15 protein-coding genes are annotated in these 11,321 nt (G+C 74.2%); 2 read left to right on the top strand and 13 right to left on the bottom strand.

Going from position 1 to position 11,321, the window contains the following annotated elements:
• Positions 1–3: 3 nt before the first annotated feature.
• From ACFYUY_RS36945 to ACFYUY_RS36935, 3 genes are all read right to left on the bottom strand, one after another.
• A complete protein-coding gene (locus ACFYUY_RS36945) occupies positions 4–213 on the bottom strand; it encodes a dodecin (protein WP_360215035.1) in 210 nt (69 codons plus the stop codon).
• A gap of 186 nt (positions 214–399) precedes the next feature.
• Positions 400–1,359, bottom strand: a complete 960-nt coding sequence (locus ACFYUY_RS36940) for an asparaginase (protein ID WP_387907451.1) — start codon at positions 1,357–1,359, stop codon at positions 400–402.
• Positions 1,360–1,430: 71 nt separating this feature from the next.
• On the bottom strand, positions 1,431–2,057 hold the full coding sequence (locus tag ACFYUY_RS36935; RefSeq protein WP_360215029.1) for an ABC transporter substrate-binding protein: 627 nt from the start codon (positions 2,055–2,057) through the stop codon (positions 1,431–1,433).
• 520 nt (positions 2,058–2,577) lie between these two features.
• On the opposite strand from ACFYUY_RS36935, the gene dtd reads away from it, so the two are divergent.
• Positions 2,578–3,018: a D-aminoacyl-tRNA deacylase gene (gene dtd / locus ACFYUY_RS36930; RefSeq protein ID WP_360215026.1), complete on the top strand. Its 441-nt coding sequence runs from the start codon at positions 2,578–2,580 to the stop codon at positions 3,016–3,018.
• Positions 3,019–3,059: 41 nt separating this feature from the next.
• Here the strand turns inward: dtd and ACFYUY_RS36925 are convergent, their stop codons facing one another.
• From ACFYUY_RS36925 to ACFYUY_RS36915, 3 genes are all read right to left on the bottom strand, one after another.
• The gene (locus ACFYUY_RS36925; protein ID WP_387907445.1) at positions 3,060–4,022 is read right to left on the bottom strand and encodes a YgfZ/GcvT domain-containing protein; all 963 of its coding nucleotides are present in this window, start codon (positions 4,020–4,022) and stop codon (positions 3,060–3,062) included.
• Between the two features lie 72 nt (positions 4,023–4,094).
• On the bottom strand, positions 4,095–4,571 hold the full coding sequence (locus ACFYUY_RS36920) for a Fur family transcriptional regulator (protein ID WP_360215020.1): 477 nt from the start codon (positions 4,569–4,571) through the stop codon (positions 4,095–4,097).
• Between the two features lie 120 nt (positions 4,572–4,691).
• The gene (locus tag ACFYUY_RS36915; RefSeq protein ID WP_360215017.1) at positions 4,692–5,276 is read right to left on the bottom strand and encodes an FABP family protein; all 585 of its coding nucleotides are present in this window, start codon (positions 5,274–5,276) and stop codon (positions 4,692–4,694) included.
• Between the two features lie 350 nt (positions 5,277–5,626).
• On the opposite strand from ACFYUY_RS36915, the gene ACFYUY_RS36910 reads away from it, so the two are divergent.
• Positions 5,627–5,989 (top strand): DsrE family protein, encoded by a 363-nt coding sequence (locus tag ACFYUY_RS36910; protein WP_360215014.1) that lies wholly within the window; start codon positions 5,627–5,629, stop codon positions 5,987–5,989.
• Between the two features lie 27 nt (positions 5,990–6,016).
• Here the strand turns inward: ACFYUY_RS36910 and ACFYUY_RS36905 are convergent, their stop codons facing one another.
• From ACFYUY_RS36905 to ACFYUY_RS36875, 7 genes are all read right to left on the bottom strand, one after another.
• Entirely contained in the window at positions 6,017–6,253 is a 237-nt protein-coding gene (locus ACFYUY_RS36905; RefSeq protein WP_360215112.1) for a hypothetical protein, read from the bottom strand.
• 98 nt (positions 6,254–6,351) lie between these two features.
• Positions 6,352–6,642 (bottom strand): DUF1416 domain-containing protein, encoded by a 291-nt coding sequence (locus tag ACFYUY_RS36900; RefSeq protein ID WP_030059605.1) that lies wholly within the window; start codon positions 6,640–6,642, stop codon positions 6,352–6,354.
• Positions 6,643–6,680: 38 nt separating this feature from the next.
• Entirely contained in the window at positions 6,681–7,517 is an 837-nt protein-coding gene (locus ACFYUY_RS36895; RefSeq protein ID WP_360215011.1) for a sulfurtransferase, read from the bottom strand.
• A 231-nt stretch (positions 7,518–7,748) separates the two neighbouring features.
• Positions 7,749–7,829 (bottom strand): Ms5788A family Cys-rich leader peptide, encoded by an 81-nt coding sequence (locus ACFYUY_RS36890; RefSeq protein ID WP_350517234.1) that lies wholly within the window; start codon positions 7,827–7,829, stop codon positions 7,749–7,751.
• Between the two features lie 303 nt (positions 7,830–8,132).
• Positions 8,133–8,855, bottom strand: coding sequence for a DUF2993 domain-containing protein (locus tag ACFYUY_RS36885; protein ID WP_360215008.1), 723 nt, complete (start codon positions 8,853–8,855; stop codon positions 8,133–8,135).
• Between the two features lie 235 nt (positions 8,856–9,090).
• Positions 9,091–10,647 carry a hypothetical protein gene (locus ACFYUY_RS36880; RefSeq protein ID WP_387907440.1) on the bottom strand — a complete coding sequence of 519 codons (1,557 nt, stop codon included), beginning with the start codon at positions 10,645–10,647 and terminating at the stop codon, positions 9,091–9,093.
• Positions 10,648–10,652: 5 nt separating this feature from the next.
• On the bottom strand, positions 10,653–10,946 hold the full coding sequence (locus ACFYUY_RS36875; protein ID WP_360215002.1) for a MoaD/ThiS family protein: 294 nt from the start codon (positions 10,944–10,946) through the stop codon (positions 10,653–10,655).
• Positions 10,947–11,321: the final 375 nt, after the last annotated feature.

Raw genomic sequence — 11,321 nt, 5'->3', positions numbered from 1 at the left:
CGGTCAGTCCTCCAGCCGGAAGCCGAGCTTCAGACCGACCTGGAAGTGCTTCACCCGGCCGTCCTCCAGGTGCCCCCGGACCTGCGTCACCTCGAACCAGTCGAGGTTGCGCAGCGTCCGGGACGCCCGCTCCACCCCGTTGCGGATCGCGGCGTCGACGCTCTCGGTCGAGGACCCGACGATCTCGGTCACCCGGTACACGTGGTCAGTCATGACGGACTCCCTCAGCTGTGCGACGGCCCCCGGTCCACCGTGCACCGCACCCGGTCCGCCCGCACGCCGACGGCCGCCACCGGCGTCCGGCGGGCGTCCGGGCGGGCGTCCTGCACCACCGGCCGACCGGGGCGGCGACGGGCGTGCCCCGGCGTCGCCCCGCAGACGCGGGTTTGAAGACAGACCCTAGAACGCCGCCCGCACCTCGCCGACCGGAACGCCGCCGCCCAGCAGCGGGGCCGCGCCGATCCGCTCGACGGCCTCGTCCGCGCCGGTCACCCCGAGACGGCGCAGCGCGGCCGCCAGCACCGGGCCGCGGGCCCGCTCGCCACCGTCGTCGATCTTGAAGGCGAGTGCCCGTCCGTCCGGCAGCGCCACCACCTGGACGGCCTCGGCGCCCATCTTGGAGAGCGCCCCGGGGACGGCCCGCATCAGCCAGGTGTCGGCCCGGCGGGTGCCGGCCACGTACTCGGGGTGGGCGCGCATCGCGTCGGCCACCCGGCGCTGTGCGGTGCCCTCGGCGGCCAGCAGCAGTCCGCGGTAGGCGCGGGCCAGGCCGGTCAGCGTGACGGCCAGCAGCGGGGCGCCGCAGCCGTCCACGCCGGCGTGCGCGGCGGTCTCGCCGGTGCCCTCCTCCAGGGCCTCGCGGGCCAGCCGCTGGATCGGGTGCCCGGGGTCGAGGTAGCCCTCGGTGTCCCAGCCGTTGGCGACGCAGGCGGCCAGCCAGCCGGCGTGCTTGCCGGAGCAGTCCATCAGGATCGGGGCGCGCAGGCCGCCGGATCCGAGAAGCAGTTCCGCCTCGGTCTCGTCCAGCGGCAGGTCGGCCGGGGTGCGCAGGGCGGACTCGTCCAGGCCCGCGGAGCCGAGGATGCTCCGGACCCCGTCCAGGTGAAACGATTCTGCAGAGTGGCTGGAGGCCGCCAGCGCCAGCAGCGCCCCCTCCAGCTCCAGCCCGGCCCGCAGCGTGGCCACGGCCTGGAACGGCTTGGCCGTCGACCGGGGGAAGACCGGCGCACCGGGGTCGCCGAGCGCGAACTCGACCGAGCCGTCGGCGGCGAGCAGCACCAGCGAGCCGTGGTGCCGGCCCTCGGTGAAGCCCGAGCGTATGACCTCGGCGAGCACGGGAGGGGTGGCGGACTGGGACATGGCGGAGGCCTTCCGGGGGCGGGGGTGGACCGGGTCGGGCCGGGCCCACCCGCCCCTGGCGCCTCACCCGGTCAGAGCGGCCCTCCTGCGAGCAGGTCGTCGACCCGTGCTTCCCCATCACGGTACCTGCGGGTGATCTCGGCATTGCAACCGTCGGCCGTCCGCAGCAGGCGGTTGCGGCGCCCGGACACCTCGCGCTCGTGCGCGCGCAGCCGCTCCAGCGCGGCCAGCAGGTCCTCGGCCGGGTGCGCGGCCAGGTCGGCCAGCTGGACGTCCCCCATCAGCGCGTCCGCCTCCAGCTGCGACTCGTGGGTGCGCGGCGGCCGGAGCGTGACGTGCCGGGCCGAGCGCCGCACGGTGGAGGGCGCGTCGGTCAGGATGGCCGGGAGGCGGTCCAGCAGGTCGCCGGGGAGGCCTCCGGCGCCCTCGGGACCCGCCGCGCGGACCGCACCGGGCCGGCGGTCGAGCTCGGCGCGCAGGATGTCCATCCGGCCGTGCAGCAGCCGCCGCAGGTAGGAGAGGTCGGCCTCCTGCTCCATCGTCTCCCGGCGCAGCACCCTCAGCTGGTCCAGGCCCAGCCGTTCCAGCTGCGGCTCCGGCACCACCCCCGGCACCCCTGGGCCCGCGCCGTCCCCGACCACCTCGACCACCTCGACCACCCGCCCGGACCGGTCCCACGCAGCGCTGCTCGCGTCCATCCACCATCACCTGCCGTCGTCCGATCCCGCCCGCTCGCGGCACCCCGTCCCTGCCGCCCGCCCGGCCCGTCCCTCGACGGGCTCGCGCGTCCCGTCCGTTGGCACGCCCGGCCACCCCCCGGGGGTTCCGGGTCCCGGCCGGAACCACCCGCCGGGGCGACACCGCCAGAACGCCTGACCCATCGGCTCGGCCACCCGGCCGAACCCGGCCCGGTGCGGCGGACCATGTGGCGCGCCGGGCCCTCCGTACGGTCCCCCAGCGTGCCACCCCGCCCGGCACGGGCGCACCGCCCGTGCACCCGAACGGCCCCCTGGCGAACGGGGGTGGCTGATACGACCGGGACTTTCCGCAGGAAGCGCGGCGCCCGACCCCGCGCAGGCGTGCACCACCCAGCGCGCGCCACCCTCATGCACGCCCCTTCGCGGCGCCCGGCCCGGCGCCCTTCGCGGCGGCCCGGGAGCGACCGGGAGCGCCCGGGGGCGGTCCGGACGGCTCCGGGCGCTCCGGCACAATGGCGGCATGCGAGCAGTGGTGCAGCGAGTGACCGAGGCCCGGGTGACGGTGGCCGGAGAGACCGTCGGCGCGATCGAGGGGCCCGGACTCTGCGTCCTGGTCGGCGCGACCCACGACGACACCCCGGCCAAGGCCGCCCAGCTGGCCCGCAAGCTGTGGACGCTGCGGCTGCTCCCCGCGAACGAGGAGGGCGTCGAACAGAGCTGCTCCGACCTCGGCGCCCCGCTGCTGGTGATCAGCCAGTTCACCCTCTACGGTGACGCCCGCAAGGGCCGCCGGCCCACCTGGAACGCCGCCGCCCCCGGCCCCGTCGCCGAGCCGCTGGTGGACGAGGTGGTCGCCCGGCTGCGCGAGCTCGGCGCCAAGGTCGAGACCGGCCGGTTCGGCGCCGACATGCAGGTGGCGCTGGTGAACGACGGCCCGTTCACCGTCCTCGTCGAGGTCTGACCCGCCGCCCGGCAGCCGGCGGCCCAAAGCGGCTACTGCGGCTACTGCGGGACGATCACGTCCTGCGTCGCCGGCACCGTCCCGGCCAGCAGCACCGCGTCCACCGGCACGTTCCGCTTGACGACCGCCAGCGCGATCGGCCCCAGCTCGTGGTGCCGCGCCGAGGAGGTGACGACGCCCAGCGCGCGCCCGTCCGGCTCGGTGGCCAGCCGCACCTCCGCCCCGTGCGGGGGCAGCGTCTCCTCGGTGCCGTCCAGGTGCAGGAAGACCAGCCGGCGCGGCGGGCGCCCCAGGTTGTGCACCCGGGCGACCGTCTCCTGCCCGCGGTAGCAGCCCTTCTGCAGGTGGACGGCGGTGCGCAGCCAGTCCACCTCGTGCGGGATGGTCCGGTGGTCGGTCTCGAAGCCCAGCCGCGGGCGGTGGCCCTCGATCCGCAGCGCCTCGTACGCCCAGACCCCCGCCGCCGGGCCGTACCCCGCGGTCAGCTTCTCCAGCTCGGCGCGCGGCACGAACAGGTCACGGCCGTAGGGGAGTTCGCGCACCGCGGCGGCGCCCTCGGCGGAGGCCACGGAGCCCTCCGGCAGGTGCACCACGGCGTACTCGGCGGTCGCGTCGGCGACCTCCACCCGGTAGAAGAACCGCATGCTCTCCAGGTAGCCCCGCAGCGCCGCCCCGGTCCCCGGCTCGACGTGCACCCAGGTGGTGGCGCCGTCGTCGACCAGGTAGAGCGCGTGCTCGACGTGCCCGTTCGGGGAGAGCACCAACGCCTCGGTGGCCTGCTGCGGGGCCAGCTCGCTGACGTGCTGGGTGAGCAGCAGGTGCAGCCAGGAGAGCCGGTCGTCGCCGGTGACGGTGAGCACGTCCCGGTGCGAGAGGTCCACGAAGCCGGTGCCCTGCGCGAGGTTGCGCTGCTCGCGGAAGATGTCGCCGTAGTGGGCGGCGACGCCCTCGTCGGGTCCCTCGGCGGGAACGGCTCCGGGCAGGCTCAGCAGCGGGCTCTTCATACCGGCCAGCTTAGGGCCTGCCCATGCGGTCCCGGCCGGGCCCTCGGTCCCGGTCCCGCCCGTCCGCCGGTCCTAGGACCGGCCCGGGGAGCCGCCCTCGGCGAGCTTGGCGGTGCAGTCGGCGCAGCGGCCGAAGATGGCGAAGTGCTTGAGGTCGGTGTCGAAGCCGTGCTGCTCGCGCAGGCTCCGGATCAGCGGCTCGGCGATCTCGGTGCCGGTCTCGGTGACCCGGTCGCAGTCCCGGCAGACCAGGTGCAGGTGGTGGTGGCGGCCGGCCAGGTGGTAGGTCGGTGCGCCGTGCCCGAGGTGGGCGTGCGAGACCAGGCCGAGCTCCTCCAGCAGCTCCAGCGTCCGGTAGACGGTGGAGATGTTGATGCCGCTGGCGGTCCGCCGGACGTGGCCGAGGATGTCGTCGGGGGTGGCGTGGTCGAGGACGTCGACGGCCTCGAGCACGAGCTGCCGCTGCGGCGTCAGCCGGTAGCCGCGTTCGCGCAGGTCGGCCTTCCAGTCGCCGGAGAGCTGCCAGTCGGTGGTGCCGGTGTCCGCCACGGTGCTGTCCCTGCCAAGTCGGGGGTCCTGAGGCAAGTGTAGGGACCGGCCGCGGGGCCGGTCCCTACTCCTGCGAAGCCGTTCCCGGGCGGACCAGAGGTCCGCCCGGCCGCGCCGCGCCTACTTGAAGAAGGCGATGCCGTCGTCCGGCAGGTCGTTGATGTCCTTGATCAGCTGGGCCGGGCTGAGCACCTTCTTCAGCTGGGCGGACATGTACGGGCGCAGCGGCACGTTCGGGGCGGCCTTCTCGCCGACCCAGAGCAGCTCCTCGTTGACGAAGCCGTACAGCCGCTTGCCGCCCGAGTACTCCGGCGAGCCCTCGATGCGGGCCACCGCGTCGGTGGAGACGTCGATCTGCGGCTTGCCGTCGGCCAGCTCGCCGTACCAGATCTCGACGGTGCCGTCGTCCCGGACGGAGGAGATCTCGATCCCGCGGGCACCGCTGGTGCCGTCGGGGTTGCTGGTGATGCGCCAGAACGCGTGCTCGTTCTCCAGCGGGCGGACCTTCTCGCCCTCGTTGTTCAGCACCCAGGTGCGGGAGCGGAACTCGAGGAAGGCCCGGCCGTCGTGCCGGATCACGATCTCCTGGCCGAAGTTGCACTTCTCCGTGCCCGGGAAGTCATAGACGCCCGCGCCCTCCCAGGTGCCGAGGAGGAAGGCGAGCGGGACGACGTCCTTGTGGAGGTCAGAGGGGATCTCGATCATGTTCCTGGTCGCTGTCGTCGGTGTGGGACTGCCTCAACCGTACGGCAGGGGTCAGCGCTGGCCCTGGTAGAGCTTCATCACCGAGAAGATGGCGAACCAGGTGATCAGCACGGCCATGAGGGCCAGCAGACCGTCGAAGAACATTTCCAGACCGGACACGGGGGGCTCCCAGGCGGCGACAGTGTGGTGGATTTTGCTGCCGCTCACTCTATCCGCCGGTCATCGGCGGGTCGCGGTGAGCCCCACCACGTCGCCGTTTCGCGCCCCCGCGCTCCGGCGCCGCCCAAGGTTTGTCCAAGGGATCCCGGGATGACGGCGAGCGGGGGCCGCCGGACCTCTAAGGTGGCGCCATGTCGAAGAAACTCGTCATCAAGGTCACCGCCGGGGCGGATGCGCCGGAGCGGTGCTCGCAGGCGTTCACGGTGGCGGCGGTGGCCGTCGCCAGCGGGATCGAGGTCTCGCTCTGGCTGACCGGGGAGTCCTCCTGGTTCGCCCTCCCGGGGCGGGCGAAGGAGTTCGAGCTGCCGCACGCGGCGCCGCTGCCGGACCTGCTGGACTCGATCCTGGCGGCCGGTTCGGTGACGCTGTGCACCCAGTGCGCGGTGCGGCGCGGGATCGAGCAGAAGGACACCCTCGACGGCGTCCGGATCGCGGGCGCGCAGGTCTTCGTCAGCGAGATCATGGCCGACGGCGTCCAGGCGCTCGTCTACTGACGGCGTCCGCCGCCCGCCGGACGGGCGCTAGCCGCGTTCCTCGTGGTCGGGGCGGTCCCGGTCGTGGCCGGGGTCGTCCCACTTCGGGTCGTCCCAGCGCGGGTCGTTCCACCAGTCGTCGTCCGGGTCGCGCTTGTTGGCGAACACCGCGGCGGCCGGCGGGATGACCATAGCGACCACGCACATGCCGATCGCGGCCCCCACCGAGAAGAACCGCACCACGCCCCAGGCCAGCACGAAGAGGCCCAGGCACACGCCCATCATGGCGAAGTAGAACCGCCGCCGCCGTCTCGCCTGCACGTCTCCACGGTACGACCGGGGGGCCCGCCGCGGCAGGCCCCCCGCTGTGTCGTCCGTCCGCGTCAGACCGCGATCGCGACCTCGACGGCGGTGCCCTGGGAGGCCACCACCTGGCGGTCCACGGTCTGGCCCGGCACCAGCGCGCGCAGGGTCCACTTGCCCGGGCGGGCGAAGAACCGGAACTGTCCGGTCGCCGAGGTGGGCACCTCGGCCGTGAATTCGCCGCCCTCGTCCAGCAGCCGGACGTAGCCGTTGACCGGCTCACCGTCGCGGGTCACCGAACCCTGGATGATCGTCTCGTTCGCCACGTCAACTCCTGCCAGGTCCGGGCCGCCGGCCTTCGCACCGCACATGTCTGTGTTCCCTTCTGACTTACGGTCGAGCCGGAGGCTCAGTTGCTGCCGAGCTCGATCGGCACGCCGACCAGGCTGCCGTACTCGGTCCACGAACCGTCGTAGTTCTTGACGTTCTCCTGGCCGAGCAGCTCGTGCAGCACGAACCAGGTGAGCGCGGAGCGCTCACCGATGCGGCAGTAGGCGATGGTGTCCTTCGCCAGGTCGATGCCCTCGGCCTCGTACAAGGCCTTGAGCTCGTCGTCGCTCTTGAAGGTGCCGTCGTCGTTGGCGTTCTTGGCCCACGGGATGTTGCGGGCGCTCGGCACGTGGCCGGGGCGCTGCGACTGCTCCTGCGGGAGGTGGGCCGGGGCGAGCAGCTTGCCGGAGAACTCGTCGGGCGAGCGGACGTCGACCAGGTTCAGGGTGCCGATGGCGGCGATCACGTCGTCACGGAAGGCGCGGATCGAGGAGTCGACGGCCTGGGCCCGGTACTCGGTGGCCGGGCGGGCCGGCACCTCGGAGACCAGGTCGCGGGAGTCCAGCTCCCACTTCTTGCGGCCGCCGTCCAGCAGGCGGACGTCGCCGTGGCCGTACAGCTTGAAGTACCAGTAGGCGTAGGAGGCGAACCAGTTGTTGTTGCCGCCGTAGAGCACGACGGTGTCGTCGTTGGCGATGCCCTTGGCGCTGAGCAGCGCCTCGAAGCCGGCCTGGTCGATGAAGTCGCGGCGGACCGGGTCCTGGAGGTCCTGCTTCCAGTCGATCCGGACGGCGTTGCGGATGTGGTTCTTGTCGTACGCGGAGGTGTCCTCGTCGACCTCGACGATGACGACCTTCGGGTCGTCCAGGCGGGCCTGGACCCAGTCGGCGTCGACCAGGACGTCGCTGCGGCTCATGGTGGTGTTCTCCATCCGAGGGCGGTTTGCGGAAGGTGCTGCTCAGGAGTGCTGCGGGGTGCCGGGACGACTACGGTCCGAATTCCTGTCCGAATGATGGGACGGGGAGGGCAGTCCGGGGCGACCGGGCGGGGAGGGGCACGGCGTGGCGGCGACGGCCGGCCGGAGCGGCCGGGCTGGGTCACCGGAAGAATCGGCGGCGGGCATCAATTGCCCTGCCAAGACGCCGAGTTAGCGCATTCGACACAGACAGGCGGCCACGCGGCACAGGTCGACCGCCCGCCGCTTCGTGAGATCCGTCTGTCGCTTCATGTCGACGATGCTAGGGACACCGGAGGCCCGCTGTCATTAGCGTACCGAATAGTGAGACCAAATGGCCTGAATGCTGAGATTTGACCTCCGCGCGGCCTACAGCGCACCGCCCGGGGCCGGGCCGGGCCCGCCACGACGGCACACAACGGGCGGAAACGACACCGCTCCGCGACCCGCGCTGGACGGCGCGTCTCGCGGAGCGGAACGGTACGGAAGGGAACGGTACGGCAGGGAACGGAACGAGGCGCAACGGTCCGGCGGCCCACGATCCGGTGCGAGGCCGGGCCGGGCCGAGCCGGGCGGTCAGCCCAGCAGCTGCACGTCCTTGCCCTCGAAGCTCAGCCGGAGCCCTTCCGGCAGCGGCGTCGCGCCGTCCTGGCCCGCCAGCTTCAGCCCGGCCGGGAGCGAGTCCAGGGTGAAGCTCATCGGCTCCAGCTTCTGGTTGGTGACCCCGGCGAACATCCCGGCCAGCGGACTGAGCTGGAACCCGTCCGCGGTGACGGTGTTCCCCGTGTTGTGCACCGAGCCCTCCCCGACCTCGACGGGCCCCAGCGAGGCCTTGATCTTGCCGGGCCCGGCGTACGCCAGGGTCAGCCGGGAGCCGCCGCCGATCGGCAGCTTCGCCCCGTGCATCAGCTGGGAGGCCGGCGGCAGCAGCTGCGCGAGGTCCGCGTAGGTGATCAGTCCGCTGCCGGTGCCGCTGTCCACGGTGGCGCTCTTCATGCTGTCGCCCACCTTCACGCCGGACAGCTTGGCCGTGAACGCGTGCAGCGCCACCCGGCGGCCGCCGTCCCCGACGGTCAGGCCGTCGGAGGAGATCCGGACGTCGTCCAGCTTCATCGACAGCGCCTGGGTGAGGAACGGGACGCCCTCGATCGAGACGTCCGGCCGCTGGCTCATCCGGCCGCTGCTCACCAGCTGGTCGGCGGCCTCGTCCTCGGCCACCCCGACCGCGATCCGGTCGGCGGCGACCAGCAGGCCCGAGACCACCACCAGGCCGATCGTCGCCTTCAGCCATCCGCGCATCGCTCTCCCCCGTCGTCGCCGGTCGCCGTGGTCGTTCGGTCGTCGTCCGCCGTCCTCCGGCGGCACCGTCCGGCGCCGCCTTCCCTGGCCGTCGTCCGGCGGCCCGTGCGGCCGTCCCTGCCGGGGCGGTCCCGCACGACCGTACGACGTCCCGCCCCGGAGCATGGTTCCGGGGCGGGACGGGAGGGCCCACGGGCGGGCGGGCCCAGGAGCCTGACGCCCGCGCGGGCGGGTGTCAGCCGGCCAGCAGGTCGGTGGCCATCCAGATCAGCGGCGAGGCCACCGCCAGCGGCAGCGCCACCCCCGCCGTCATGTGCACGAACCGGGACGGGAAGTCGTACGCCGCGACCCGGCGGCCGACCAGCGCACCCAGCCCGGCCAGCACCCCCAGCGCCGGCGGCGCGCCCACCAGCAGCCCCAGCAGCACGGCCGCCACCAGGCCCAGCACCGGGCCCAGCTGCTTCGGACCGGGCAGCGGCGCCGCGGCGAGCACGGTGGCCAGTGCGACCGCGCCCACCCCGGCCGGCACCCAGTCGGCCAGCAGCAGCGTGGTGCACAGGGCCGTCACCACGGTGGCCGAGCCGAGCACCGTCAGCGCGTAGAACCGCTCCTTCGGGTCCGAGGGGCGGAACGTCTGCAGCACCAGGACCAGCAGGAAGAACCCGCCGAGCGTCCCGACCACCGCCGCGACGCCGTTGTCGGCGTCCGCCAGCAGCACGGCCGCGTCCGCGGTGAACCCGGCCAGCGCGGCCAGCGCGATGCCCTGGCGGGCCGGCCACATGCCGTTCAGCCTGAACCAGCCGGCCGCCGTCAGCACCTGGAGCAGCACGACCACCAGGGCCAGCCCCACCTGGCCGAGCGCGGCCCCGCCCGCCAGCAGCCCGGCCGCGCCGGCGGTGATCAGCGCGGGCTGCAGGCCCGGGTCGATGATCGGCGAACCGGTCCGGCCCGCCGGGCCGGCGGCCGCCGGCGGCTGCACGGGCGGCGCGGGCTGCGCCGGCACGGCCGCGTACGGCGGCACGGCGGGGGCGCCGGCCGGCCCGCCGGGGGCGGCCGGGCGCTTGAGCGTCATGGTCGGCTGGTCGAGGCGCGGCGCCTGCGCCTGCGCCTGCTGCGGCTGCTGCTGCGGCTGCTGCTGCGGCTGCGGCTGCGGCTGCGCGAGGGGCCGGGCGGGCGTCCGGGCGACCGGCGGCGCGCCGGCACCGCCCACCGGGGGCAGCAGCGTGGTCGCCGCCGCGTCGTCCATCGCCGGCACGGGCGGCAGCAGGGTGGTCGCCGCCGCGTCGTCCATCGGCGGGACCGGCGGCAGCAGGGTGGTCGCCGCCGCGTCGTCCATCGCGGGCACCGGCGGCAGCAGCGTCGTCGCCGCGTCGTCGACGGGCGGCACCTGGGCCTGCCCGTACCCCGGATGGCCGTAGGACGGCTGCGGCTGCGGGTAAGGCTGGGAGTGCGGGTACGCGTCGGGCTGCGGCTGCCGGTGCCGTCCCGCCGGGTACGGCTGCTGGGCCTGCGGGGCCTGCTGGAACGGCTGCTGCCCCGGCTGGGCCTGCGGGTACGGCCCCTGCGGGTACGGCTGCTGCCCGTACGGCTCCTGCCGCCCCTGCGGGTGGGGCTGCTGCTGGTGCGGCTGCTGCCCGTACGCCGCCCGGGGCTGCTGCCCCTGGGGGTACGGCTGCGGGTACGGCTGCTGCCCGTACTGCGGGTCGTGCTGCGGGTCGGCGGGCTGCGGCTGCCGGGGCTGCTGCGGCCACTCGCCGGGCGCGGCGTGGTTGGCGTCGTTCATGTCCGTCACGGCGCTCAGCCTCCCGCGAACGGCGGCAGCACCTCGACCGTGCCGCCCTCGGTGAGGGCCACGGTCGTGTGGTCCCGGCCGCCGACCTGCGCGCCGTCGACCAGGTACGAGCAGTGCCCGAGCAGCTGGACGAGCTTCGGCCGGTCCGCGTGCCGCTCCCTGACGGCCGCCAGGGCCTCCGCCAGGGTCGCCGCGTCGTACGGCTCCTCGGCCAGTCCGGCCTCGGACTTCGCGGCCGCCCAGTAACGGATCGTCCCGCGCACCCGGGCGCCGCTCGCGGGCTCGGTGGTCGCACCCATCGGGGCCACCCCTTCTCGTCGTCCTCGCCCGGCCCCGGTGCCCCGGTCCGGCCCACCACCGGAACCGCCGCCCGATCACCCGAAAGGTGGACCCGCGCGGCACCGCCGATGTGCGTCCCATGATGGCGTGTCCGCCGCCGCGACCGGCAATCGCCCTGGCCCCGCGGCCGCGGAGGACCGCTCGAAGCTGTGTCCAGGCTCACCCGGCGCGCGCCCGAAATCGCCCAACCGCCGGATTCGAGCCCTCCCGGTGCGGGAGGCCTTCGGCTATCCTCGACGTCCAAGAGGGATCCGGGCAGAGTCGCCCCCGGGTCCTTTTGTGCTTTCAGGACGCCAGTACGGACGTTCGTGCGATTCGTCGGTCCACCCCCGGCG

Origin of the sequence: Kitasatospora sp. NPDC004745 (assembly GCF_042873275.1) — a bacterium.
In the GTDB taxonomy this organism is placed as follows: Bacteria; Actinomycetota; Actinomycetes; order Streptomycetales; family Streptomycetaceae; genus Kitasatospora.
This window is presented reverse-complemented; position numbering and strand designations above follow the sequence as displayed.

Coding starts and splice junctions, on each gene's coding strand:
- ACFYUY_RS36925 (WP_387907445.1), bottom strand. CDS start 4,022: ATGAAGAGCCCGCTGCTGAGCCTGCCCGGAGCCGTTCCCGCCGAGGGA.
- ACFYUY_RS36940 (WP_387907451.1), bottom strand. CDS start 1,359: ATGTCCCAGTCCGCCACCCCTCCCGTGCTCGCCGAGGTCATACGCTCG.
- dtd (WP_360215026.1), top strand. CDS start 2,578: ATGCGAGCAGTGGTGCAGCGAGTGACCGAGGCCCGGGTGACGGTGGCC.
- ACFYUY_RS36945 (WP_360215035.1), bottom strand. CDS start 213: ATGACTGACCACGTGTACCGGGTGACCGAGATCGTCGGGTCCTCGACC.
- ACFYUY_RS36915 (WP_360215017.1), bottom strand. CDS start 5,276: ATGATCGAGATCCCCTCTGACCTCCACAAGGACGTCGTCCCGCTCGCC.
- ACFYUY_RS36890 (WP_350517234.1), bottom strand. CDS start 7,829: ATGAAGCGACAGACGGATCTCACGAAGCGGCGGGCGGTCGACCTGTGC.
- ACFYUY_RS36900 (WP_030059605.1), bottom strand. CDS start 6,642: ATGTGCGGTGCGAAGGCCGGCGGCCCGGACCTGGCAGGAGTTGACGTG.
- ACFYUY_RS36885 (WP_360215008.1), bottom strand. CDS start 8,855: ATGCGCGGATGGCTGAAGGCGACGATCGGCCTGGTGGTGGTCTCGGGC.
- ACFYUY_RS36895 (WP_360215011.1), bottom strand. CDS start 7,517: ATGAGCCGCAGCGACGTCCTGGTCGACGCCGACTGGGTCCAGGCCCGC.
- ACFYUY_RS36935 (WP_360215029.1), bottom strand. CDS start 2,057: ATGGACGCGAGCAGCGCTGCGTGGGACCGGTCCGGGCGGGTGGTCGAG.
- ACFYUY_RS36875 (WP_360215002.1), bottom strand. CDS start 10,946: ATGGGTGCGACCACCGAGCCCGCGAGCGGCGCCCGGGTGCGCGGGACG.
- ACFYUY_RS36905 (WP_360215112.1), bottom strand. CDS start 6,253: ATGATGGGCGTGTGCCTGGGCCTCTTCGTGCTGGCCTGGGGCGTGGTG.
- ACFYUY_RS36910 (WP_360215014.1), top strand. CDS start 5,627: ATGTCGAAGAAACTCGTCATCAAGGTCACCGCCGGGGCGGATGCGCCG.